Raw genomic sequence first — 24,241 nt, 5'->3', positions numbered from 1 at the left:
AAAGAACTGCCCGCATTGTCCGGGATTCGACCAACACGCTCAAGCACGCAGGTTGACCGTAGCCGACACGCTCGCAACTCCCTATAATGCCGCCCCTATGGCTAAACAAAAGAAACACCCCACAGGGACCATCGCGCAAAATAAAAAGGCGCGACACGATTACTTCATCGAACATCGGTTCGAGGCTGGTCTGGTCCTGGCCGGCTGGGAAGTAAAGAGTCTGCGCGCCAGCAAGTTGCAACTGGTCGACAGCTACGTATTGCTCAAGGATGGCGAGGCATGGCTGCTGGGCAGTCATATCACCCCGCTGACTACCGCGAGCACCCACGTAATTGCCGACCCGGTGCGCACACGCAAACTATTGCTCAATGCGCGCGAACTGGAAAAGCTCGCCGCCGCCGTACAGCAGAAAGGCTACGCCTGCATCTGCCTGTCCTGGTACTGGAGCAAGCACCTGGTCAAGTGCGAGATCGCACTGGGCAAGGGCAAGAAGGAATACGACAAGCGTGATACCGAGCGCGAACGCGACTCCAATCGCGAACTGCATCGCGCCGTGCGCAACAAAGGCAAGGAAGAGTAGTCCTTGCAGTGATGTAGCCTCGGAACAAGTCCGTCGGCTACATCCCTTTTCGCCGCTCCGCACGCGCCACGCGCTGAACCTCCTGACGCACCTCCGCCAGTACCTCCTGCACGTACTCCAGATGTCGCGTCGAGACGTCTCGCGCCTGTTCGGCCCGCCCCTCAATAATTGCCTGGTACAACTCCCGATGCTGACTGATCAGCATGTCTCGGGTCTCTGTACGCTGCTGATACATACCACCAATGTTGGTCACCACGTTACGCTTGAGCAGGTCGAACAAGCCGCGAATGGTGTGCAGCAACACTGCGTTATGACTGGCCTCGGCAATGGCCAGGTGGAACCTCGCATCCGCAGCCCCCTCCTCCACTCGACTCACTTCATCAACGCGGGTATAGCAATCCTGCAACGCTTCGAATGCAGCGGTCAGCCGCTCACGGTCGACCTCGGTTGCACGCAACGCGGCGTAATAAGCACAGGACGCTTCGAGGGTCTGGCGAAATTCCAGCAGATCACGCTGCGCCTCGGGATTGTTTTCCAACAGGTGCAACAGCGGATCACTGAACGTCGAACCCAGTGACTCGGCAACATAATTGCCTCCACCCTGGCGACTCACCAACAACCCTTTAGCGGCCAGTTTCTGAATGGCCTCACGCAGCGACGGGCGCGACACGCCAAACTGCTCAGCCAAAGCGCGCTCAGCCGGCAAACGCTCACCCGACTTCAGCGTGCCCTCAAGGATCATCCCCTCAAGCTGCTCGACAATATCGTCAGACAAACGGCGCTGACGCACCTGATCAAACCCCATAACTCACTCTCCACCATCCCGACCACTCGCCGGGCCCTCTATTCTGGCCTATCACCGCCCTTCCAGCACCTATCAGAACAGCCTCGATTCATCCGATCAGATGGTCTCGCCCTCCAACCTACGACCAAAGTTTCGTGAGCGGCAAATTGACACATCCCCCTGAAGGCTTTTAACCTAGCCTCCAGCGATTGTAAATTGGTAATACCAATTATCCAAGTCAACTTAGATGTGCCTGACCAACAACAATTAGGGGCCACCCCATATGCAAACCTGGCAACAGCTTTACAGCCCGCTCGGCAGCCTCGGCCTGTCCGCATTGGCCGCCGTTATTCCCATCGTATTTTTCTTCCTGGCCCTGGCCGTGTTTCGCCTCAAAGGCCACGTGGCCGGCAGCATTACCCTTGCACTGTCGATATTGGTGGCGATCTTTGCCTTCCAGATGCCAGTGGACATGGCGCTGGCCGCAGCCGGCTACGGCTTTGCCTACGGTCTTTGGCCTATTGCCTGGATCATCGTTGCAGCGGTGTTTCTGTACAAACTCACAGTCAAGAGCGGCCAGTTCGAGATCATCCGCAGCTCGGTGCTGTCGATCACTGACGACCAACGTCTTCAGGTATTGCTGATCGGCTTCTGCTTTGGCGCGTTCCTGGAAGGCGCTGCCGGTTTCGGCGCTCCCGTAGCAATTACCGCTGCGTTGCTGGTAGGCCTGGGCTTCAATCCGCTGTACGCCGCCGGCTTGTGCCTGATTGCCAACACCGCGCCGGTCGCCTTTGGCGCCCTGGGCATTCCGATCATCGTTGCCGGGCAGGTGACTGGAATCGATGCCTTCAAGATCGGCGCCATGACCGGCCGCCAGTTGCCGCTGCTGTCGCTGTTCGTGCCGTTCTGGCTGGTGTTCATGATGGATGGCCTGCGCGGCGTTCGTGAAACCTGGCCGGCTGCGCTGGTCGCGGGCTTGAGCTTCGCCATCACCCAATACTTCACGTCCAACTTCATCGGCCCGGAACTGCCGGACATCACCTCGGCCCTGGCCAGCCTGATTTCCCTGACCCTGTTCCTGAAAGTCTGGCAACCCAAGCGCACCGCCGGCGCGCAGATAGCGGGCGCCACCTCCGGCGTAGCCATTACCGCCAGTGCCGGCGGCTTCGGGTTGCCACGCAGCACCGTCGCCTCGCCTTACAGCCTGGGTCAGATATTCAAGGCCTGGTCGCCGTTCCTGATCCTCACGGTACTGGTCACTATCTGGACGCTCAAGCCGTTCAAGGCGATGTTCGCCGCCGGCGGCTCGATGTACAGCTGGGTATTCAACTTCGCGATCCCGCACCTGGATCAACTGGTGGTCAAGGTCGCCCCCATCGTGACCAACCCGACTGCCATTCCAGCGGTATTCAAGCTGGACCCGATTTCAGCGACCGGCACCGCGATTTTCTTTTCCGCACTGATCTCGATGCTAGTGCTGAAAATAAACATCAAGATTGGCCTTACCACTTTAAAAGAAACGTTCTACGAACTGCGCTGGCCGATCCTGTCTATCGGCATGGTGCTGGCATTCGCCTTTGTCACCAACTACTCCGGCATGTCGTCGACCATGGCGCTGGTATTGGCCGGCACCGGTGCAGCCTTCCCGTTCTTCTCGCCGTTCCTCGGCTGGCTGGGGGTTTTCCTGACAGGTTCCGACACATCGTCCAATGCCCTGTTCAGCTCATTGCAAGCCACTACGGCGCACCAGATAGGCGTCAATGACACGCTGCTGGTAGCCGCCAACACCAGCGGTGGCGTCACCGGCAAGATGATCTCGCCGCAATCGATCGCAGTGGCCTGCGCCGCTACCGGCCTGGTGGGCAAGGAGTCCGACCTGTTCCGCTTTACCCTTAAGCACAGCCTGTTCTTCGCCACGATCGTCGGGCTGATCACACTGGCTCAGGCCTACTGGTTTACCGGCATGCTGGTGCACTAAGACCTACACGTAATAGGGTAAGAACCGACGCCGGATGACGATTCCGGCGTCAGCCATTTCTGGAGGATCAATGAGCCTGCCTGCTGCTTTCCTTGCTGACGTCGCACAACTGATCCCAAAAGATCGGCGTTTCGACGACCCGCTTTCCACCCTCGCATTCGGCACCGACGCCAGTTTTTACCGATTGATCCCACAACTGGTGATCCGTGTGGAGTCGGAAGACGAGGTGGTAGCACTCCTGCAACTGGCCCAGCGCGAGCGCGTGCCGGTGACCTTCCGCGCGGCCGGCACCAGCTTGTCCGGGCAGGCGATAAGCGATTCGGTACTGATCGTGCTGGGGGACAATTGGAACGGCCGCGAGATTCGCGGGCAAGGCACTCAGATTCGCCTGCAACCCGGCGTGATCGGCGCCCAGGCCAACGCCTGGCTGGCGCCGTTCGGGCGCAAGATCGGCCCCGACCCGGCGTCGATCAATGCCTGCAAGATCGGCGGAATCGTCGCCAACAATGCCAGCGGCATGTGCTGCGGCACCGCACAAAATACCTATCACACCTTGGCCGGGATTCGTCTCGTGCTGGCCGACGGCAGTTGCCTGGACACCGAAGATGCGGCCAGCGTCAGGGCTTTTCGTGAGCATCACAGTGCGCTGCTTGAACGCTTGGCGACACTAGGTCGCGAGACACGCGCAAATGTCGAACTCGCCGCAAAAATTCGCCACAAATACCGTCTGAAAAACACCACTGGGCTGTCACTCAATGCCTTGGTGGACTTCGATGAACCCCTGGATATCCTCAGCCATCTGCTGGTCGGTTCCGAGGGCACGCTGGGCTTTATCAGCGCAGTGACCTACGACACCGTGATCGATCATCCGAACAAAGCGTCGGCCTTGATTGTGTTCCCCGATGTCGAGACGTGCTGCAACGCGGTAACCGTGCTGAAAACCCAGCCGGTCTCAGCCGTAGAGTTGCTGGATCGACGCAGCATGCGCTCGGTGCAGAGCAAACCGGGCATGCCCGCCTTCGTACAGCACCTGTCGGAAAATGCCTGTGCGCTGCTCATCGAGTCCCGCGCGGCATCGCCCTCTTTACTGCACGAGCAACTGGCGCTGATCATGGCCTCCCTGGCCGCTTTCCCCGTAGAGAAACAAGTCGACTTCACTGAAGACCCTGTAGAAAACGCCCGCCTGTGGGCAATCCGCAAGGACACCTTTCCCGCCGTCGGCGCTGTGCGCAAAACCGGCACTACGGTGATCATCGAAGACGTGACGTTTCCTGTCGAACAACTGGCCACTGGCGTGAACCGCCTGATCGAACTGTTCGACAAACACCACTACGACGAAGCCATCCTTTTCGGACACGCCCTGGAAGGCAATCTGCACTTTGTATTCACCCAAGGCTTCAACAGCGCGGAAGAAGTCACACGCTATCAAGCGTTCATGGATGACGTCGCGCAACTGGTGGCCGTGGAGTTCGGCGGCTCACTAAAAGCCGAACACGGTACCGGCCGCAATATGGCGCCATTCGTCGAGTTGGAATGGGGCAGCGATGCCTACCAACTGATGTGGCAGCTCAAGCGCCTGCTCGACCCCAACGGCATTCTCAACCCGGACGTGGTGCTCAGCAACGACCCGCAGATCCACCTCAAGCACCTCAAGCCACTGCCTGCGGCCGACGAGCTTGTGGATAAATGCATCGAGTGTGGCTTTTGCGAGCCGGTGTGCCCTTCTAAAGGCCTGACGTTGAGCCCGCGCCAGCGCATCGTGATCTGGCGCGACATACAGGCGAAAAAACGCACCGGCGTCGACACCACCGAACTGGAAGCCGCCTACCACTATCAAGGCATCGACACCTGCGCCGCCACTGGGTTATGTGCCCAGCGCTGCCCCGTGGGAATCAATACCGGCGAGCTGGTGAAAAAGCTGCGCAGCCGTGACGCCGACCGTACGAAAACCGCCGAATGGCTCGCCACCCATTTCGCCACAGCATTGCAAGGTGCGCGCTTTACCCTACATGTGGCCAATGGTGCACGCATGCTGCTCGGCGCACCTCGCCTGGCGAAGCTGTCTGCCTGCGTGACCAAACTGTCCAAGGGGCAAATTCCGCAGTGGAGCAACGCCATGCCACAGCCGGAAAAAGCCATTCGGTTCAACCCAACTGTGATGGATGAGCGGCCTCGGGTGGTCTACCTGGCCGCCTGCGTCTCACGTGCAATGGGCCCGGCGGCCGGTGATAAAGAGCAAATGTCGCTGTACGACAAAACCCGTGGCCTGCTGGAAAAAGCTGGTTACCAGGTCGTCTTTCCCGACAATCAGGACAGCCTGTGCTGTGGCCAGCCCTTCGCCTCCAAAGGCTACGCCGAACAGGCAGAGCACAAGCGCCAGGAGTTGATCGGCGCCCTGCTCCACGCCAGCCGTGGCGGCCTTGACCCGATCTATTGCGACACCAGCCCATGCACCCTGCGCCTGGTGCAGGACCTGGGCGAAACCCGGCTGGACCTCTACGACCCCGTCCGTTTTATCCGCACGCACCTGATGGACCGCCTGGATTTCCTGCCCCAGGAAGCACCGATCGCCGTACACGTGACCTGCAGCACCCAACACCTGGGAGAAAGCCAGGCGCTGATCGACCTTGCCCGCCGCTGCGCCAAAACGGTGGTGATCCCGGAAGGCATCCACTGCTGCGGGTTTGCCGGCGACAAGGGCTTTACCACGCCAGAACTCAATGCCCACTCACTGCGATCCCTCAAGGAAGCCGTGCAATATTGCAGTGAAGGCATCTCCACCAGCCGAACCTGCGAAATCGGCTTGAGTCAGCATGGGGGCATTGATTATCACGGGCTGGTGTACCTCGTAGACCGCGTCACCCAGGCCCGCGCCCACTAATCCTGAAAAAAAACAGAACCCCTGTGCGCCAATGCAGTCACTTGAATAGGCCTCAACGAACGAGGCCAATCAGTGATGTCGCTGGCAGCCCTTCAACGCCAGCAGCGTCGAGCCCTTTGCGCAAGGAGATACCCTATGAAGCGTTCCGCTCTTGCTGGCTTGTTCATTACCGCTGCGATGCTGGCGTCCCCGGTCTTCGCGGCCGGCAGTGACAAAGACTTGTGCCAGATCAACCTGGATAAACTCAACAACGCCAAAGCGACGCTCGCCACCGACACCACCGGCAAAAGTGGCGAAATCGACACGATCGTCTCCCAAGCCATGGCATTTCACGCGTCTGGCGATGATAAGCAGTGCATCGAAGTCACCAACAAAGCCCTGCAAGACCTGCAAAACAGCAACAAAGGCGGCAAGTAAGCAATAGGGCCAACCTTCGGGTTGGCCTTCGGTGACCGTTTGGCGTACACTGCACAGGCTTGTCACTCACTAAGAAACAACGAGTTACAAGCACGGGGCCGTTTAGGATTCGACGCCGGTCGCGAAACTTTAGGTGCATGCCGAGTTGGTAACAGAACTCGTAAATCCACTGTTGCAACTACTTATAGTTGCCAATGACGAAAACTACGGCCAGGAATTCGCTATCGCTGCGTAAGCAGCCTTAGACCTGAGCTTCTGGTACCTTCGGGTCCAGCAATCACCAGGGGATGTCTGTAAACCCAAAGTGATTGTCATATAGAACAGAATCGCCGTGCAGTACGTTGTGGACGAAGCGGCTAAAACTTACACAACTCGCCCAAAGCACCCTGCCCTTCGGGTCGCTGAGGGTTAACTTAATAGAAACGGCTACGCATGTAGTACCGACAGCGGAGTACTGGCGGACGGGGGTTCAAATCCCCCCGGCTCCACCATTTCATCATCTAAAGACGTCCACGGACGTCTTTTTTTGTGCCTGCGATCCAGCAAATACGCGGCTTCCAGCGCTTTTGCGGTCTTTTGAGAGTTTTGGAGTTCCAGCCATTCGGGTATTCCAGACGGTATTCCAGCTCATCCGGTGCTAATCTTTGGAATACCGAATCAGTGCCTGAGGACAATCTCATGCCTGCTCAAACCCTCCGCCTCTCCGATCGACAGCTCAAGGGAGTCAAACCCGCGTCCAAGGATTACGTCCTTACTGACGGTGACGGTTTGCAGCTCCGAGTACGCAGCAACGGCTCGTTACTGTGGAATTTCAATTACCGCGAACCGGTGACCAAGAAGCGTATCAACATTGGCTTCGGGACCTATCCCGAACTGTCACTGGCGAATGCACGAAAGATGGCAGTCGATGCGCGCGAGCTGCTCGCCCAGGGCATCGATCCGAAGGTGCAGCGCAATACGCTGAATGAAGCCAAGCGCGCAGAAACGGAACACACCTTCGAGAACGTGGCCACCGCTTGGTTCGAGCTCAAGAAAGACTCGGTCACCCCGGCCTACGCCGAGGACATCTGGCGGTCGCTCACGCTGCACGTGTTCCCCGACTTGAGGACGACACCACTCGCAAAAATCACTGCGCCGATGGTGATCGGATTACTTCGTCCAATCGAAGCGAAAGGCAGCTTGGAAACGGTCAAACGTCTTAGCCAGCGGCTAAACGAGATCATGACCTACGGCGTAAATTCCGGCCTAATCTTCGCCAACCCGCTCACCGGCATCAGGGCAGTATTCAAGAAGCCCAAGAAAGAGAACATGGCTGCGCTGCCTCCCGAAGAGCTCCCCGAGCTCATGCTGGAGATCGCGAACGCCAGCATCAAACGCACCACCCGCTGCCTGATCGAATGGCAGTTGCACACGATGACTCGCCCCGCCGAGGCGGCGACCACTCGCTGGGCAGGCATCGACTTTGAAAGGCGTGTTTGGACTATCCCCGCGGAGCGGATGAAGAAGCGCCGCCCACATAGCATCCCGTTGAGTGATCACGCTGTCGCCTTGTTGGAGTCACTCAAGTCTCACAGCGGACATCGCGAATACGTCTTTCCGGCAGACAGAAATCCGCGCACACATGCCAATAGCCAGACCGCCAACATGGCGTTGAAACGTATGGGCTTCCAAGATCGACTGGTCAGCCACGGCATGCGCTCGATGGCCAGCACCATCTTGAATGAGCATGGCTGGGACCCGGAGCTTATTGAGGTCGCACTGGCGCATGTCGACAAGGATGAGGTGCGCAGCGCCTACAACCGAGCCGACTACATCGAGCGCCGACGCCCGATGATGGCTTGGTGGAGTGAGTACATCCAGAAGGCCGCCACCGGTAGCCTGCTCGCCTCTGCATACGGTCAAGTCAGAGACAAGAACGTGGTGCCGATACGCTAGCGCTATGCAGGCGCAATAACGGCAGCAACAACTGAGCGTTCAAGATTCAGGGCGAGCAGCCTCGCTTATCCGCTTCTCAGCGCGGGTCCATCCAAACAGGGCTGCAAAGCCGCCCTGTTTGGATGGACCTCACTTTGAAGAGCTAAAAGCTACGACGTTGTCCAGGATTTACCACGGAATTCCACCGGTAGATAACCGTTCTTCAGGTCCAAAGTGGCGCTGAATTTCAAACCTTGACCGGGTTTATCCACAGGCGTAGAACTGGCCGTGCAAGCGCTGTCGATGACAGCAACCCAGGTGGCCCGAACCTTGAAGGTCACGCCGCTCTCGCGGTGGTTCCCCCCAAAAGGCGATTCGCGTCCGGCAGCTCGCCCGGTCACCTCCCCGGTGATGGATGCCTACTTCAGATCATGGCCCACGTGCGCCAGACGACACTTCCTACTTCGCTGCCCTGCAGCAACCTATCCGCTTGGCAAAATCTTGCGACAACCTGCGCCCGTCTCTTTCTCCTGGAAAGAGACGGGCGCTTCTAACACTGCTGCAGCTCTGATCGCACAAGGCTTTGCGGCATTCCCCTTCGTGACAATCGGCGTGACAAACACCGAAGTCACCAGCAACAGCGATGCAGATGATGGTGCCGCAGCCCAGGGAATGGACTGCACCTGACTGACAGTCAGGCATGCCCCGGTCATCGCTTCACTGCCTTCACCCGGCTCAGGATCTCGAGCACTGGTCTCGTCAGCCAGTGCTGCCTCCACCCGCCCACCGGTAACGGTGCTCAGGAGGCCAGATCATGAGATGCCCTTGCTCCCGGTCGTAAGGAGCCGCAAGTCCCGCGTTAGAGGACATCCCCACAGGTCGCAGGGGCCTTGATCCCTGATAACACTCAGCATTCTTGGCGGGATGACGTGGGGCAAGGATCGAAGATCGAAAGATGAGGTGAGCGCCATGCCATTGATGGGTAAACGCGATGGTCGTAATTTCGGCTACGGCAGGCAATTGAGCTATGCAGGGCCGCAGGCGCTGAAAGATATGTTCGGCGGCGGCCACTACGGCACGGCCAAAGCGCACTGTGATCGCTGGCAGGCATTCGTGAAGTGGTGCCGCTCCGAAAAGGGGCCGGGTATCAATGATGCGCGGCGGATTGATCGGAAGGTGTTGGCTGACTACGCGGCGTATTTGCGCGACGATGTTGGGCGCGGTCACGTCGCCGTCAGCACCGCACAAAATCGGCTATCCAGCGTTAACAGGACCATGGCAGCGCTTCGCGGTGATCAGTACGTGAAGTTGCCAAGTCCGAGCAAGCCGCTGGGAATGCAGCGTACCGGAGTTCGACATTCAGTGCCGCAGGGCCAAGACCGCGAACAGATTAAGCAGATTGTTGATGTGCTTTGCAGCCATCATCAGTTACGAGCTGCGGCGATCATTCTGTTGGCAAGGGCCACCGGCATTCGCTTACGTGAAGCCATCCTGGCTGACCTGCCACGGCTAAGCCGTGAGGCTAACGACCTAGGCAGGATAAATATTCAGGACGGCACCAAAGGCGGCCGCGCCGGCGCCTCGGTGCCACGTTGGATTGCGGTGGACGACAGTGTTCGAGATGCACTTGGGTTTGCACGGCAGGTGTCACCTGCGGGTAGCCGCAACCTGATTGCACCAAACGAACGTTACCTGGAGGTTCTGCAGGATTTCGTCCGACCTGCGCGGGACATCCTCCATGGGCACAACCTCAAGGGCTTCCATGAGCTACGAGCGGCGTACGCATGTGAGCGCTACGAGCAGATAACCCAATACCCCGCGCCAATCAATGGCGTCCAATGTTGCCAGGTTGACAGGAACATTGATCGTGAGGCCCGAAGGCAAATCAGCTATGAGCTAGGGCACGGGCGGATCGACGTGGTCGCTGCTTACATTGGAGGGTGCGCATGAGCAAGTCATTCGACATGGAGCTGTTCTTGTCTGCGGTGTTGACGGGCTCGCACGCAACTCGACAACGCCATGTACGACAGGCGAAAATCATCCAGGCCGAGATTGCAGAGCACTGGCAGCGAGAAACGCCTTGGACTTGGCAGCGGAAGCATGTGATTTGGCTCCTCGAAAAACGTCTAGCCCAGCGCAGCAATGCAACGCTGTATTACTACCTCCTAACCCTGCGACTGCTCGCTCGGCGCTTAGAAAAGTCATGGGTGTGAATATGGTAGGCACCGCGTTGAGATCAGCAATTTGGCTCACTAAGACAAAGCGCAGTCACTGAGCTGCTACGTTGGACTAAGCCTCTAATCAGGAATAGAAAGAGCCATGTCAGTCCTGTCCTACGACCAGTTCATAGAGCCCATCCTACATTTTCTCGCCACACATCCTGACAGTTCCACCGCGAGCGAGGCTCTCGACGCCGCCGCCATGTCTCTTGGCCTGAGCGAGTCACAGCGGCAGGAGACCATCGCAAGTGGCAGGCCACCTACAAGAATCCATCAGGCTGGGCGCATGATCGGCTAAAGCGTGATGGTTACTCCAGCAGCGCCAAGCGTGGCGACTGGCAGCTGACCGACACCGCTCGCGCATTCGCCCAGACTAACCCGACCCCGTTGCAACTTCATCAGAGCTATTTATTTGTGTTGTCACATTATATGCAAAGGCAGTACATTTGCGTGACATTTTTGACGAGGCCCTGCCATGTCACGCCTTAAGGACGAAACCCTTTCGATCCGTACCTCTGCTGAGATCAAGCAACTTTTGCGTATGGCGGCTGATCGCGAACGCCGCTCGGTGGCGTCGATGGTTGAGATTTTGGTGCTCGAGTACGCGCGCAATCATGGCTTGAGTCTGAACCACCCAGGCGGGGAGCCCAAGACGAATGCTTGATGTGGCTCTGATTCGCCACAGGTAGTCGCCTATCCGCCACATCGAAGCCTCTACGACGGCAGGACTGATTCATGACCATCACCGAACACCAGATCGAGCAGGGCCTGTTGGCCAAGCTCGGCGATCTCAAGTACAGGTATCGGCCCGAGATCCGCGACCGCGCCGGGCTCGAAGCCAACTTTCGCGAAAAGTTCCAGCAGCTCAACCGCGTCAATCTCACCAATGAGGAGTTCTCGCGCCTGCTGGAAGAGATTATTAGCCCCGACGTATTCACCGCCGCGCAAACGCTGCGCACGCGCAATAGCTTCATTCGCGAAGACGGCACGCCGCTGAACTACACCCTCGTTAACATCGAAGACTGGTGCAAGAACAGTTTCGAGGTTGTAAATCAGCTACGAATCAATACCGACAACAGCCACCACCGTTTTGACGTCATTCTGCTCATCAATGGTGTGCCGGTCGTGCAAATCGAACTAAAGACGCTGGGCATCAACCCGCGCCGCGCCATCGAGCAGATAGTCGAATACAAGAACGACCCTGGTAACGGTTTCAGCCGCACGCTGTTGTGCTTCATGCAGGTGTTTATCGTCAGCAACCAGCACTCCACCCACTACTTCGCCAACAACAACGCTCGGCACTTCAGTTTCAACGCCGATGAGCGCTTCCTACCCATTTACCAGTTTGCTGCGCTGGATAACAACAGGATCACTGGGCTGGATGATTTTGCCGATGCCTTCCTGCCCAAGTGCACGCTCGGCCAGATGATCAGCCGATACATGGTGCTTGTCGCCAGCGAGCAGAAATTGCTCATGATGCGGCCCTACCAAATCTATGCCGTCAAAAATATTGTCAAGTGCATTGAAGAAAACAGTGGCAACGGCTATATCTGGCACACCACCGGCAGCGGCAAGACGCTCACCAGCTTCAAGGCCTCCACCCTGCTTAAGGCCAATCCGAACATCGAAAAGTGCCTGTTCGTGGTCGATCGCAAAGACCTAGACCGGCAAACCCGCGAGGAATTCAACCGTTTCCAAGAAGGCTGCGTCGAAAGCAACACCAACACCAGCGAGCTCGTCCGCCGTATGCTGTCGGACGATACGGCCGACAAGGTCATCGTCTGCACCATTCAGAAGCTCGGCCTGGCGCTGGACGAGAGCAGCAAACGCAACAAAAGCCGCGAGAAGCGTGGGCTTGCCACCTATGCCGAGCAGCTCGAAGCGCTGCGCGACAAACGCATGGTCTTTATCTTCGATGAATGCCATCGTTCCCAATTCGGCGAGAACCATCAGGCCATTAAGACGTTCTTCCCCAATGCCCAGCTTTTCGGCTTTACCGGCACGCCCATCTTCGAGGCCAATGCCAGTATTAAGCAGATCAGTGGCGAGGAGAAGACGCTGAAGACCACGCAGGACCTGTTTCAGCAGTCGCTACACGAATACACCATCAGCGATGCCATCGACGATCGCAATGTCTTGAAGTTTCACGTCGACTACTACAAGCCCGACGGGAAGAACCCACCCAAGCCCGGTGAAACCCTGGCCAAGCGCGCCGTCGTCGACGCCATTCTCGGCAAGCACGATGCCGCCACGGGGGGGCGCAAGTTCAACGCGATTCTGGCCACGTCCTCCATCAATGACGCCATCGCCTATCACGCGCTATTTGAAGAGGCCCAGACTGAGAAACAGCAGGCCAATCCCGGCTTTGTGCCACTCAATATCGCCGCCGTGTTCTCTCCGCCGGGCGACGTGAGTGCCGATGTGCGGCAGTTGCAGGAAGACCTGCCGACCGAACTGGAGGACAACAAGCAAGAACCGGACGCCAAGAAGGCGGCGCTGCAAGCGATCATCGCCCGCTATAACGCCCGCTTCGATACGAACCACCGCATTGAGGAATTCGATCTCTACTATCAGGACGTGCAGCAGCGCATCAAGGATCAGCAATGGCCGGATGCCGACCTGCGCAAAGTCAACCCCAGGGCCCCGCAACACAAGATCGACATCACCATCGTCGTCGACATGCTGCTCACCGGCTTCGACAGCAAGTACCTCAACACGCTTTACGTCGACAAGAATCTCAAGCACCACGGCCTTATTCAGGCCTTCAGCCGTACCAACCGCGTACTGAATGACACCAAGCCCTTTGGCCATATCCTAGACTTCCGTGGGCAGCAAGCCGCGGTGGACTCCGCCATCGCGCTTTTCTCCGGCGCGAAGGCCGATGAAGCGCGCACGATCTGGTTGGTGGACAAAGCCCCCGCCGTCATCGAAAAGCTGCAAGAAGCCGCACTAGGCCTGCACAGCTTCATGGAGGCGTACGGGCTTTCAGGCAAGCCCGAGGAGATCGCCACCCTCAAGGGCGACGAAGCCCGCATTGGCTTTGTCGAAGCCTTCAAGAAAGTGCAGAAGCTGCAAACCCAGCTCGATCAATACACCGACCTCACCCCCGAGCAGGAAGTCGCTATCCAGACCATCCTGCCGGCGGACGAGCTTAACGCCTTCCGTGGCCAGTACCTGGAGACGGCCAGACGCCTGCGCGACGAGCGAGCCAAGCCTGGCGATGCCAAGCGCGAGGAGCTGGAGCAGCTCGATTTCGAGTTCGTGCTCTTCGCTTCCACCACCATCGATTACGACTACATCATGAGACTGATCGCCGACTTCTCCACCAAGAAGCCTGGCAAAGCCACCATGAGCCGCGAACAGCTGACCAGCCTGATCGCGAACGACGCCAAATTTATCGATGAGCGCGATAACATCACCGAATACGTGATGAGCCTCAAGGCCGGCGAGGGCCTGGACGAACGCGCCATTCGCATGGGCTACCAGCAATTTAAGACGGTAAAAGCCTCCCGTGAACTGACCGAGCTAGCGGCCAAGCACGGTCTCCCCACTGCAGCACTGCAAAGTTTTATGGATGAGGTACTGGAGCGCCGCATCTTCGACGGCGAACAGCTAACCGAATTGCTCGCCCCGCTGGAACTGGGTTGGAAGGCGCGTACGCAGAAGGAATTGGTCTTGATGAGCGAGCTGGCACCGATGCTGAAGAAGCGCGCCGGCGGGCAGGATATCTCAGGCCTCCAGGCATATGAGGATTGATCAATGGTGAAGGCGGGCAATAAAGCGATGGTACCTCAGTTGCGGTTTCTGGAGTTTCAACACGGGGAAGACTGGACGACAGTAAAGCTTGGGGCTGTTGCGACGATTAGCACAGAAAAAGTTGGCAATAACATTTGCGTGCCGATGAGTATCACATCCGGCGTGGGGCTTGTAAGTCAAGAAGACAAGTTTGGCCGTGTAATCGCTGGCGACTCATACAAAAGCTACTTGCTCTTGAAACCAAACGATTTTGCTTACAACAAGAGCGCCACCAAGGAATTTCCTGAAGGTTTTCTCACTCTATACTCGGGCACTGAGCTGGCTGCGGTTCCGAACAGTATATTCACTTGCTTTCGGATCAACGGCGCGTCGCCAAATACGCGGTTTCTGAACTATCAATTCTCAGACAACCTGCACGGGCGTTGGCTGCGCAAGTTCATTCAGGTTGGGGCTAGGGCGCATGGTTCGTTGAGTATCAGTGATGGCGACTTGATGGCACTGCCCATTCCCGTTCCTGCGGGCACAACATCGGTCGCAGAACAACAAAAAATCGCCGACTGCCTCACCTCTCTGGACGAGCTGATTACAGCCCAGGAGCGAAAGGTCGAGGCATTAAAGACTTACAAGCGCAGCCTGATGCAGCAGCTCTTCCCCCGCGAAGGTGAAACCCTTCCCCGTAACCGCTTTCCCGAGTTCCAAGGTGCGCCAGAGTGGCAAACCAAGCCATTAGGAGAGCTTGTCCAACTGCAGTCTGGATTCGCGTTCTCAAGCATTTTCTTCTCGGACTCAGGCCAGAAATTGGTGACCCCAAAGAACTTTACAAAGACGGGCTTCGGAAATTTTGAGAGTTCAACCTCGAAATATACAAAAGAGGAAGTGCCAGAAAAATACCAGTGTCGCCCAGGTGATCTACTTGTGCTTTTGACAGATCTAACTCCTACTTGCGCACTTTTAGGCCAGCCCTTAGAAGTGACTGAGGCGGACGGCAACCTGCTACTCAATCAACGAGTGGTGAAGATCGAACCAATATCGACGCGGGTTGACAAGAGGTTTCTAAAACAGTTTCTGCTAAGCGACTCCTACCGCAAGGTTATAGTAGGAACTGCAACTGGGACTACCGTCAAACATAGCTCTAATAAGGTTCTAGAGGGAATGGAGTTCGTTTTCCCCCAAGTAGAGGAGCAGCTCTGCATTGCTATTTGCCTTTCCTCTCTAGATGCGCAGATTTTTGCCGAATATAAAACAATCGAAACAATTAAAATTCATAAGGCAGGACTCGTGCAGCAGTTGTTTCCGTCTCAAGGGGTGGCTTGACAAATGGCTGCCATATTGCTTTCAGACTTGTCGACACTAGCTCAATACCTACGTGAGAGTCTTGAATTAAAGAAGTTCTCGATTATTTACGCCTACAATGGGACGGGAAAAACAAGGCTGTCTGGAGAATTCAAGGAGCAGGGTAAGAAGTTCGGCGAGGACCGCGAGGTTACGCAGCGTGATACGCTTTATTTCAATGCGTTCACTGAAGATCTTTTTAACTGGGATAACGACCTCAAAAACGACCGAAAGCGAGTGCTAAAAATCAACGGCGATTCTCGTTTCTTCTCAGGGCTAGAAACGCAGGAAATGGATAACCGTATCCGCCCGCTGCTAAACCGCTACGCAGACTTTGACTTTCGCATCGACACCACCGAGTGGGAGGTGAGCTTCTCCCGAGAAGTGGAGATCGACGGTAAGAGGACAACGGTAGAAGACATCAAGGTCTCACGTGGCGAAGAGAACATCTTCATCTGGTGTTTCTTTCTGGCCATAGTGCAGCTCGCGCTCGATGGTGACGAGGCATACGAGTGGGTGAAGTACGTCTACATCGACGATCCGATTTCATCGCTTGACGAAAACAATGCTATCGCTGTGGCCCACCACTTGGCCCAATTACTGATGACCACCGATAAAGGGCCGCGCGTTGTCGTGTCCACGCATCATGTACTTTTCTTCAACGTGCTATGCAATGAGTTCAAGGGCAAGGCCTACAAGCATCTGCTGAAGAGGGGGGCTGCGCTGGGTAGCTATTCGCTAGTGGATACCTCGGCCAGGCCCTTTCTTCACCATCTATCAAACCTAGTTGAGCTGTATGACGCGCAGTCTAGTGGTTCCCTTTACACCCACCACTTCAACATGATGCGACGAGTCATGGAGCAGACCGCAAATTTCCTGGGGCTGGACGACTGGAAGACCTGCATTGCCGCGCCGGATGGTGCAGACAAGGCACTGCACAAGCGCTTCATTGATCTGATGAGCCATGGCGACTATTCGCTCTATGAGCCTCGGGAAATGATGGAAGAGAACAAAGCGTACTTCCGGACGATCTTCCGGCAGTTCATTACCGGACACCCCTTCAATCGCACACTGTTTCCGAACCTTTTCAATATTGCGGGCGCGACCCAGGCTGTTGACGCATGAGAGGACCCATCCTCTATACGACTGGCGCCGAACGCTGCCAGATCAAGCTGCTAGCCAAGGATCAGACGGTCTGGCTCTCTCAGCGTGAAAGGGCGGAGTTGTTCGACGTCAGTACCAATAAAGTCAGCCTGCACCTGAAGAATATATTTCACGATGGCGAGTTGAGCCGCGAGGCGTTACCTATGAGTTTCTGGTGCCAGAACGTGGACCAGATCACCGATAGCAACGGTTTTCCGCTGCTCACCCATGCCGGCAAGATGAGCTACGCGCAAATTTAACGTGCCACCATTGCGCTTTATCTCGATTATGACCAACGCCGCAAACAGGAGGAGGCACGTCAGGCGGACGCGCAGGACGAAGCTGAACTCAAGACGTTGGAAAACACACTTAAGAAACGGCCCAAACCATGACCGAACAAGACCAGAAACAGCTGGGCAAAACCCTTTGGGCGATTGCCGACCAACTACGCGGGTCGATGAACGCTGACGATTTTCGCGATTACATGCTGTCCTTCCTCTTCCTGCGCTACCTCTCGGACAACTACGAACAGGCTGCGAAGCGGGAGCTGGGGCCGGATTATCCGGACGTGGCGCCGGACGTGATGGAGCAGACCGAAGCCACGACACCGCTGCAAATCTGGTATGAAGATAATGCCAGCGACGTGGTGGCGTTCGAGAAGCAGATGCGCCGCAAGGTGCACTATGTAATCGAGCCAGAGTACCTATGGGGCAACATCGCTCAACTGGCCAAGACCCAGAGCGACAAGCTGCTCGATACCTTGCAAAGGGGCTTCAAGTACATCGAGAACGAGTCCTTCCAGAGTAACTTCCAAGGATTGTTCTCGGAAATCAACCTCGCGTCCGACAAGCTCGGTCGAAAGTACGAGGATCGAAATGCCAAGCTGTGTTCGATCCTCTCGGAGCTGGCGCGCGGCATATCGCTTTTCTCCACCGACACCGACACGTTGGGCGACGCCTATGAGTACCTAATCGGCCAATTCGCCGCAGGCTCGGGCAAGAAGGCGGGCGAGTTCTACACCCCGCAGCAGGTCTCGAACATTCTTTCGGCCATCGTCACGCTCGACGGCCAGGCGCCCGAGACCGGTCCCCGAAAAAAACTGGAAAGTGTGTTCGACTTCGCCTGTGGCTCGGGCTCGCTACTGCTGAACATCCGGCACCGCATGAAGGACGCGGGTGGTAACATCGGCAAAATCTACGGGCAGGAATACAACATTACTACCTACAACCTGGCGCGCATGAACATGTTGCTGCACGGGGTGAAGGACACCGAGTTCGAGATTTACCACGGCGACACGCTGACCAATGCATGGGACTTCCTGCGCGAGACCAATCCGGCGAAGAAACCGCATTTTGACGCGGTGGTGGCCAATCCGCCGTTCAGCTATCGCTGGAACCCGAGCGATGCCATCAGCGAAGACATGCGCTTCAAGAACCACGGCGTGGCACCCAAGAGTGCGGCGGACTTCGCCTTCCTGCTGCACGGGCTGCACTACCTCAAAGACGATGGAGTGATGGCCATCATCCTGCCGCACGGCGTGCTGTTCCGGGGTGGTGCGGAAGAGCGTATTCGCCGCAAACTGCTGCAGGATGGAAACATTGATACCGTGATCGGGCTTCCGGCCAATCTTTTTTATTCAACAGGCATCCCGGTTTGTATTCTCGTGCTGAAGAAGTGCAAAAGATCGGACGATGTGCTGTTTATCAACGCGGCCGAGCACTTCGAAAAGGGTAGGCGGCAGAATCAGCTAGCAGATCGACATATCGACAAGATTATTGAGACCTACAAGCAACGCCCAACGGAAGTGCTGCGCTATGCTCGACGGGTAAGCATGCAGGAGATCGAGAAGAACGATTTTAACCTGAATATCTCGCGCTACGTCAGCACGGCGGTGGCCGATGAAGAAATAGACCTGACGGCCGTGCATGCCGAGCTTGTGGCACTGGATCAGAAGATCAAGACAGCCACCGATAAACACAATGAATTCCTCAAGGAACTTGGGCTGCCGCTGCTACCCTACGGTTCCGAGGTATGACGGTAAGAAACGCCTATGGCAATTTGGTTCATCCCCTGTGGGCTTGCACGGCGGGTTCAAATTCCTATTAGAATTTGGACCCAATACGCCATCGCTCCACCACCAAATAATATCGCGGAAAATCAGTAAATAATTTTCCGCGCTTTTACGTTCGAGCAGATGCACAACATGCCGGTCGGCGTTTGTCACAGGCTTGAGGTCACACATCGCATGGGCTCTCGACGTGGCTGAGCCCAAATTGGTTGACGGACTAACCGAAGACAGCTCCTGACCGTTTTCTGTATGTCGCAGCGGACTGGCTCAGTTCGTTCTTAGCCCGGTGACTACCTGGTGTCAAGATTGACAATCAGCTCTGCCCTCAGCGTTTTCACATGAACCGTGACGAACGCGAGCAACTGGTTAGCCCACATGCGCGGACCGCCAAGCCGAGAGTTGTTCCTTGAATGGCTGCATCCTGAGGTAGGCCCGCTTTGACAAGTCCAGTTGGTAGTTCAAGCTCTTTCTAATCTCTGCGTGAATGTGTATCGCATTGCGCGCTTCATAGAACTCGACCAGCTCATCTTTGAGCCAAGGCTCAATCATTCCAAGTGCGGCAGCACATTCGGCTTTTTTGTCGAATCGGACCTTCGTGTCATCAGTCCTCCCAACGGCCTCATACGTGGGAATGATCTTCTTTCCATCATGCTCAAGATGCTTCTCAAGCAACGCGAGGCTAGCCGGCGGAATTGAAATCTTCTTCTTGGGGTACTCCGTAAGAGCGACAACTCGTGGCTCTGTACTAAGAAAATCAAAGAGCAAGTGATGAAGTACCGCTTCGTAAATGGAAGCGTATGACATTACTTGCAGTCGTATCTGTGATCGCAGCATCCAGTCATCGGCTTCAAGTCCTTCCAGGATCTTGTAGATATAGCGCGTAGAGATGAACTCCTCACCAAGGCGTTGTGCAAGAGTCGCGTTACCAACGAAGTCGAAGTATGCGGCGTGCCAAGCCTCGTCGGCAACGTGCGCAGAAACATATGCGTTGATGGTCTTCTGAATTTCTGCATCGAATGCCATGGACTTTCCCTGTTATGGTCTAACGTTTGGCTAAAGTGCGGGCTTAAGCCCGTGCCAGTGAGCGAAGCGAATGATTTGAGCCTGTTGTTATGTTGGTGGCGCTTTCATTCGCACTCAGACACGAAGTAGTAACCGTTTAAATCGTTATTTAAATGCTCGATAAGTTTTCTTAGGGAAACATTAAAATCAAATCTATCCAGATTTTCCTTTTTGCAAAAAGAAGTGTATCGATCGTTTTGAATATTAAAAGCATGCTTTATTAATTGATCTACAACCCCTTTAAAACCGGGCTTGCTCTTGTCGTGAACTTGGAATCCCATCGTAAATGTTTTTGTGAATTCCCAAGGGCTAAGATACTTTCCGCCACTGCGCCGATTAAAGTTTTCATGATGAAAAGCTAGATTGGTTACTATCACGCCATCAACCTTATCAAAATCTTTTACATCAAAAATACACTCAATTTGCTCATCAGGTCTATTCTTTCTAAAGCATACGCCTGAGCTCCCGGCCAGTGAGTTTGCAACGTCGATGAAGTCATCAAGACTGTAACAGCATACGACTAGAATATTTGACTCAAAATCTCCTGCGGGGCGAAATTTTTCGTTTGCGCTCTTAAAAAAATCTTTTAACGGCAAGAATCTACTTTTGGGGCGGCCCTCACCTTGCTCTCCGCTGGGGGCAGGATCTTGTAATTTCAGTCTACTGAAGCATTTAACCTCAACATTTACCTGAAGAAGGTAATAATTAAAAGAGAAGTCTATATCTTTTTTTCGATGCTCGGGATTACCTTCATTGTGCTTCGGCTCATATTCAAAGCCATCTTTAAAATCAACATACATCCTGGACATTACAGTAAACTCGCATGCGCTTTGAATATATTGATCCACATCGAATATGGATCTTTCAAATTGCAATTTATGCGCCACAAGTGACTTCATTTGTTTTTTTGTTAAAAGTAAGTCAAGAGCTTTTAGCCACTCTCCTAGCTCGTGTCTATAATCCGTGTTTTCACAATTATAAAAATGCAAATCACTTTTTGGGGTAAGTTTCATTTTCATCAAATCACATAACTGAAAATAGACACCAAGTGGCGGATAACTCCCTGCACGGGCATGATGTATAACACTCCTTGTTCCTTTGGCTATCTGTATCTAGGCTGAGGCTTTCAGCATGCAGATGAGCGTATAAGGGAGTTATACACCATGGAAGGGCAGCCGCGTTTACTCGACCAAACGTGGCTACAACACTACTCGATCCTCCCGGAATGTGTCTATTGCAGGTTGGTATGCCGTGCGGCAGGGATAGGTTCGCTGAGGGCGATGCAGCTCATGCGAATTTCGCAGTGTTTGGCTGCGTCTTCACCAGTCGCCACCTGCTCTGATCCTGACCGTCAGCTTTGAGTGGTGCAGTCTCTGAGACACAAAGCCTCAGAGTGAACGGTCGTCGTCACAGCTTTAAATGAGACCGCGCCTCATGAAAGCGGGCTTTCGGTATTCCAATTGGTATTCCGTGACCATTTTTAAATCGAGGTTTTTCAACTAAAAGAGTGGCTTAGCCAATCAATTCAGATCACCCCGGCCCACCACTTCATCATCTAAAGACGTCCACGGACGTCTTTTTTTGTGCCTAGCATTCCACCACCCACAATGCTAGCGTCACCCCATGACTACCCATTGCCTCACCACAACAACCACCACCACGACCGCTTCAAGCGGAGCGTGCGAGGTGTCGTGAGCCAATAGCAAACGAACACTTCAAAGGCCCGCCAGCGATGGACAGGGCCTTTTTTGTGCCCTTGTGTCGCTGGTTCACACGCAAGGAGATGCACCCATGTACGCCCTGTTGATACTCGATATCCAAGTCGGACTCATCCACGGGCCGGAAAAACCCTGGCGCTGCGCCGAGCTGTTGGAAACGCTCAACACCCTGATGGACAAGGCCCGCAGCGCAGGGGCGCCGATTTTTCTTGCGCGTCATATCGGCCCCGCTGGCTCGCCGATCGAACCTGGCAGCGCGCTTACGCAGGTTGCACAGGAACTGAAGTTGTTAGGCGGGGAAGTGGTGTTCGAAAAGCGTCGGCCTAACGCTTTTTCGATGACTGACCTGGCTGACAATCTGCGCTCCAGCGGCGCCACCGGCGTGGTGGTCACGGGGATGAAAACGCAATACTGCGTCGACAGCACCTGCCGTGCCGCGCGTGATCTTGGCTTCGATGCGGTACTTATCGCCGACGGTCATACCTGTTCTGATACGCCCTTGATGAAAGCCGAGGCCATTGTGGCTCATCACAACGCCACGCTCAATGGACCGTTCTGCCAGTTGGTTCGGGCTGAGGACTGGAGCTTTTAGCAGAACCTGACGACGGGAGAGGTCAACAGGGCCGGGCTTCGGAATTTTCCCGCAAGATGCCGCGCTGTTGATGAACTAGCGCACTCCAACCAACAAGCCTAGCCTCCCCCGGTCGCTGCAAAATCAGCGACCGGGTTTAGCAGCTCGGTTAATATCAAGGCCTGCAAAGCCACCATCCGTTCGAGCGATGCTCTCAGCATCCGCTGGTTCGTATCATGGCGGCTGTGCGTGGGGCACTTTCGGGTGCGCCGGGTTCCTTGATTCCTGGTCTGCTAACCCGCGTACGGTCGCCACCCTTTTCGTTTAGCAGCGATGTCTGGCGACTCCATCAATCAAGGAGTTTCAGCCATGAAAAAAATCACCCCCAATCCCCCAACCACCCTCTTCACCCTCGCCGAAAACATCCACCCCGAAACCCTGCTAATCCAAGCCAGCGAAACCCTCGCCTCTCTCAACGCGATGACCACCGACCTGGCTTTCGAGCTTGAAGGCGCGCACCGCCACAAGTTGCTCGCCGCTCAGCAATTGATCGTTCTGGGTGAGCTACTGGTCGAACGAGTCTTGAACATCCAGCCATTCACTACCCATCCGCCACAACCCTAAAACACGAAAACGGGCGAGGCACCTCACCGTTTCTCGCCCGCTGGCATCCCCTCACACTTCCCATTACCCTGACGGCCTTTATCAGACAACCGGAAGTCAGATACCCGTGTTCAAGCCCTTCGCCATCATCGCCCTCTCTGTCATGCCCTTACTCGCCACCGCTGCCGAGCTGGCCGGGGTTTGGCAAGGTACTTTGGGCAAGTCCGCGATCACCGTCTGTTTCAACGGTGCCGACGGGGAGCATGGCAGTTATTACTACCAGCGCATTCGTACCCCTATCCAATTGACTCAGGCCAACGACAACGCTCCCTGGGTGGAGGAAGGCAACACCGGTTTCTGGGCCCTGCAAAAACCTCAGGGCGATGCCCTTTCTGGTGCCTGGAGCAAAACCACCGGCGGCACGCCGCTGCCACTGGCTTTACGCCGCATTGCCACGGACGGCTGCGGCAGCGATGCCTATAACGCGCCCCTGGAAGCCGCGCCGCTGCCTATCAAGACCGAGAAGAAGACTTTCGAAAACCATGCCTACCAACTCAAGACTCAGGGCCCCCGCGTCACGCTCAAGCTGGAGGGCGACGGCCCGGCGGTGCAGAAGATCAATCAGCAACTCGCCGCTCTGGCCGTCAATGACGATGATCTAACCGACTACTTTCATGAACGACGTGAATACCTGGGTCGAAACGGCTCGGCCTATACCAGTGAAATCGAGGTTGAGCCTAGCTATTGGTCGTCGCAATTCATTACCGTGCGGTTCTACCGCTGGGCCGCGGGCACAGGCGCCAGGGGCATCAGTTGGGGGCTGCACTCCTGGAATCTGCAAACCGGCGAGAGTGTGGACCCCTGGACTTGGTTCGGCGGCCATCAGCAGTGGTACGACGCCTATTCCGGGCACTTGAAGCTGCCGGCCGCCTTCAGCACCTGGCTGGCCAAGCAAACCAGCACCGACGAGGGCTGCCCCGCGATTACCGATTACTCCAGCTTTGACCTGAGCTTCAACACCCAGGGCCTGCGGCTCGCCACACCGGCCAATGGTGACGGTTGCGACAACGACCTGACCTTCACCTGGGAGCAGTTGGAACCGGTGCTGACCGAACAAGGCAAAGCGGCAGTGCCCAGGTTGAAACTGCCCTGATGCTCCCGAGAAAAACTCCACAGCCATTCACCAAAGGTTAAGAATCGCGCTCGTATACTCCT

The 24,241-nt window shown here is 55.8% G+C and carries 21 protein-coding genes and 1 other RNA gene; 18 read left to right on the top strand and 4 right to left on the bottom strand.

The genetic code is table 11. The annotated features are described in order from the left end of the window. Positions 1–97 precede the first annotated feature (97 nt). Positions 98–580, top strand: a complete 483-nt coding sequence (gene smpB, locus AOA60_RS13095) for an SsrA-binding protein SmpB (protein ID WP_003176160.1) — start codon at positions 98–100, stop codon at positions 578–580. Between the two features lie 37 nt (positions 581–617). Here smpB and AOA60_RS13090 read toward each other — a convergent pair whose 3' ends face one another. After that, positions 618–1,385 carry an FCD domain-containing protein gene (locus AOA60_RS13090; protein ID WP_099584779.1) on the bottom strand — a complete coding sequence of 256 codons (768 nt, stop codon included), beginning with the start codon at positions 1,383–1,385 and terminating at the stop codon, positions 618–620. 262 nt (positions 1,386–1,647) lie between these two features. On the opposite strand from AOA60_RS13090, the gene AOA60_RS13085 reads away from it, so the two are divergent. The 5 genes from AOA60_RS13085 to AOA60_RS13065 all read left to right on the top strand — a co-directional run bounded on the left by AOA60_RS13085 (position 1,648) and on the right by AOA60_RS13065 (position 8,575). After that, positions 1,648–3,342, top strand: coding sequence for a lactate permease LctP family transporter (locus AOA60_RS13085; RefSeq protein ID WP_099584778.1), 1,695 nt, complete (start codon positions 1,648–1,650; stop codon positions 3,340–3,342). 70 nt (positions 3,343–3,412) lie between these two features. Then, positions 3,413–6,223 carry an FAD-binding and (Fe-S)-binding domain-containing protein gene (locus AOA60_RS13080; RefSeq protein ID WP_099584777.1) on the top strand — a complete coding sequence of 937 codons (2,811 nt, stop codon included), beginning with the start codon at positions 3,413–3,415 and terminating at the stop codon, positions 6,221–6,223. A 135-nt stretch (positions 6,224–6,358) separates the two neighbouring features. Further along, positions 6,359–6,640 (top strand): hypothetical protein, encoded by a 282-nt coding sequence (locus tag AOA60_RS13075; RefSeq protein WP_099584776.1) that lies wholly within the window; start codon positions 6,359–6,361, stop codon positions 6,638–6,640. A 94-nt stretch (positions 6,641–6,734) separates the two neighbouring features. Then, positions 6,735–7,131, top strand: a transfer-messenger RNA (tmRNA) gene (gene ssrA / locus AOA60_RS13070). A 187-nt stretch (positions 7,132–7,318) separates the two neighbouring features. Then, positions 7,319–8,575, top strand: coding sequence for an integrase domain-containing protein (locus tag AOA60_RS13065; protein WP_099584775.1), 1,257 nt, complete (start codon positions 7,319–7,321; stop codon positions 8,573–8,575). Between the two features lie 149 nt (positions 8,576–8,724). Here AOA60_RS13065 and AOA60_RS33030 read toward each other — a convergent pair whose 3' ends face one another. After that, a complete protein-coding gene (locus AOA60_RS33030) occupies positions 8,725–8,895 on the bottom strand; it encodes a hypothetical protein (protein ID WP_178075354.1) in 171 nt (56 codons plus the stop codon). A 628-nt stretch (positions 8,896–9,523) separates the two neighbouring features. Here AOA60_RS33030 and AOA60_RS13055 point away from each other — a divergent pair. From AOA60_RS13055 to AOA60_RS13015, 9 genes are all read left to right on the top strand, one after another. After that, on the top strand, positions 9,524–10,504 hold the full coding sequence (locus AOA60_RS13055; protein WP_099584774.1) for an integrase domain-containing protein: 981 nt from the start codon (positions 9,524–9,526) through the stop codon (positions 10,502–10,504). Next, positions 10,501–10,767 (top strand): hypothetical protein, encoded by a 267-nt coding sequence (locus AOA60_RS13050; RefSeq protein ID WP_099584773.1) that lies wholly within the window; start codon positions 10,501–10,503, stop codon positions 10,765–10,767. Before AOA60_RS13055 ends, AOA60_RS13050 begins: the two co-directional genes overlap by 4 nt. A gap of 106 nt (positions 10,768–10,873) precedes the next feature. After that, positions 10,874–11,071 carry a winged helix-turn-helix domain-containing protein gene (locus tag AOA60_RS33905; RefSeq protein WP_256592827.1) on the top strand — a complete coding sequence of 66 codons (198 nt, stop codon included), beginning with the start codon at positions 10,874–10,876 and terminating at the stop codon, positions 11,069–11,071. A 177-nt stretch (positions 11,072–11,248) separates the two neighbouring features. Then, a complete protein-coding gene (locus tag AOA60_RS13040; RefSeq protein WP_099584772.1) occupies positions 11,249–11,437 on the top strand; it encodes a hypothetical protein in 189 nt (62 codons plus the stop codon). 71 nt (positions 11,438–11,508) lie between these two features. Next, a complete protein-coding gene (locus tag AOA60_RS13035; RefSeq protein WP_099584771.1) occupies positions 11,509–14,529 on the top strand; it encodes a type I restriction endonuclease subunit R in 3,021 nt (1,006 codons plus the stop codon). Positions 14,530–14,532: 3 nt separating this feature from the next. Beyond that, entirely contained in the window at positions 14,533–15,843 is a 1,311-nt protein-coding gene (locus AOA60_RS13030) for a restriction endonuclease subunit S (RefSeq protein ID WP_099584770.1), read from the top strand. Positions 15,844–15,846: 3 nt separating this feature from the next. Then, a complete protein-coding gene (locus AOA60_RS13025) occupies positions 15,847–16,986 on the top strand; it encodes an AAA family ATPase (RefSeq protein ID WP_099584769.1) in 1,140 nt (379 codons plus the stop codon). Next, positions 16,983–17,264: a hypothetical protein gene (locus AOA60_RS13020; RefSeq protein WP_218240631.1), complete on the top strand. Its 282-nt coding sequence runs from the start codon at positions 16,983–16,985 to the stop codon at positions 17,262–17,264. Before AOA60_RS13025 ends, AOA60_RS13020 begins: the two co-directional genes overlap by 4 nt. A 128-nt stretch (positions 17,265–17,392) precedes the next feature. Beyond that, positions 17,393–19,039: a type I restriction-modification system subunit M gene (locus AOA60_RS13015; protein WP_099584768.1), complete on the top strand. Its 1,647-nt coding sequence runs from the start codon at positions 17,393–17,395 to the stop codon at positions 19,037–19,039. Between the two features lie 399 nt (positions 19,040–19,438). Here AOA60_RS13015 and AOA60_RS13010 read toward each other — a convergent pair whose 3' ends face one another. Together AOA60_RS13010 and AOA60_RS13005 are read right to left on the bottom strand one after the other, a co-directional pair. Next, positions 19,439–20,095 (bottom strand): hypothetical protein, encoded by a 657-nt coding sequence (locus AOA60_RS13010; protein ID WP_099584767.1) that lies wholly within the window; start codon positions 20,093–20,095, stop codon positions 19,439–19,441. Positions 20,096–20,199: 104 nt separating this feature from the next. Then, entirely contained in the window at positions 20,200–21,153 is a 954-nt protein-coding gene (locus AOA60_RS13005) for a hypothetical protein (RefSeq protein WP_143522429.1), read from the bottom strand. A 772-nt stretch (positions 21,154–21,925) separates the two neighbouring features. Here AOA60_RS13005 and AOA60_RS13000 point away from each other — a divergent pair. The 3 genes from AOA60_RS13000 (at position 21,926) to AOA60_RS12990 (ending at position 24,179) form a co-directional block, all read left to right on the top strand. Continuing rightward, the gene (locus AOA60_RS13000) at positions 21,926–22,444 is read left to right on the top strand and encodes a cysteine hydrolase family protein (RefSeq protein WP_099584765.1); all 519 of its coding nucleotides are present in this window, start codon (positions 21,926–21,928) and stop codon (positions 22,442–22,444) included. Positions 22,445–22,792: 348 nt separating this feature from the next. Beyond that, on the top strand, positions 22,793–23,047 hold the full coding sequence (locus AOA60_RS12995) for a DUF6124 family protein (RefSeq protein WP_099584764.1): 255 nt from the start codon (positions 22,793–22,795) through the stop codon (positions 23,045–23,047). A 106-nt stretch (positions 23,048–23,153) separates the two neighbouring features. After that, positions 23,154–24,179: a hypothetical protein gene (locus AOA60_RS12990; RefSeq protein ID WP_099584763.1), complete on the top strand. Its 1,026-nt coding sequence runs from the start codon at positions 23,154–23,156 to the stop codon at positions 24,177–24,179. The last annotated feature ends 62 nt before the right edge of the window (positions 24,180–24,241 follow it).

The sequence above is a fragment of the Pseudomonas sp. 2822-17 genome (assembly GCF_002742485.1).
GTDB lineage: Bacteria > Pseudomonadota > Gammaproteobacteria > Pseudomonadales > Pseudomonadaceae > Aquipseudomonas > Aquipseudomonas cyclaminis.
This window is presented reverse-complemented; position numbering and strand designations above follow the sequence as displayed.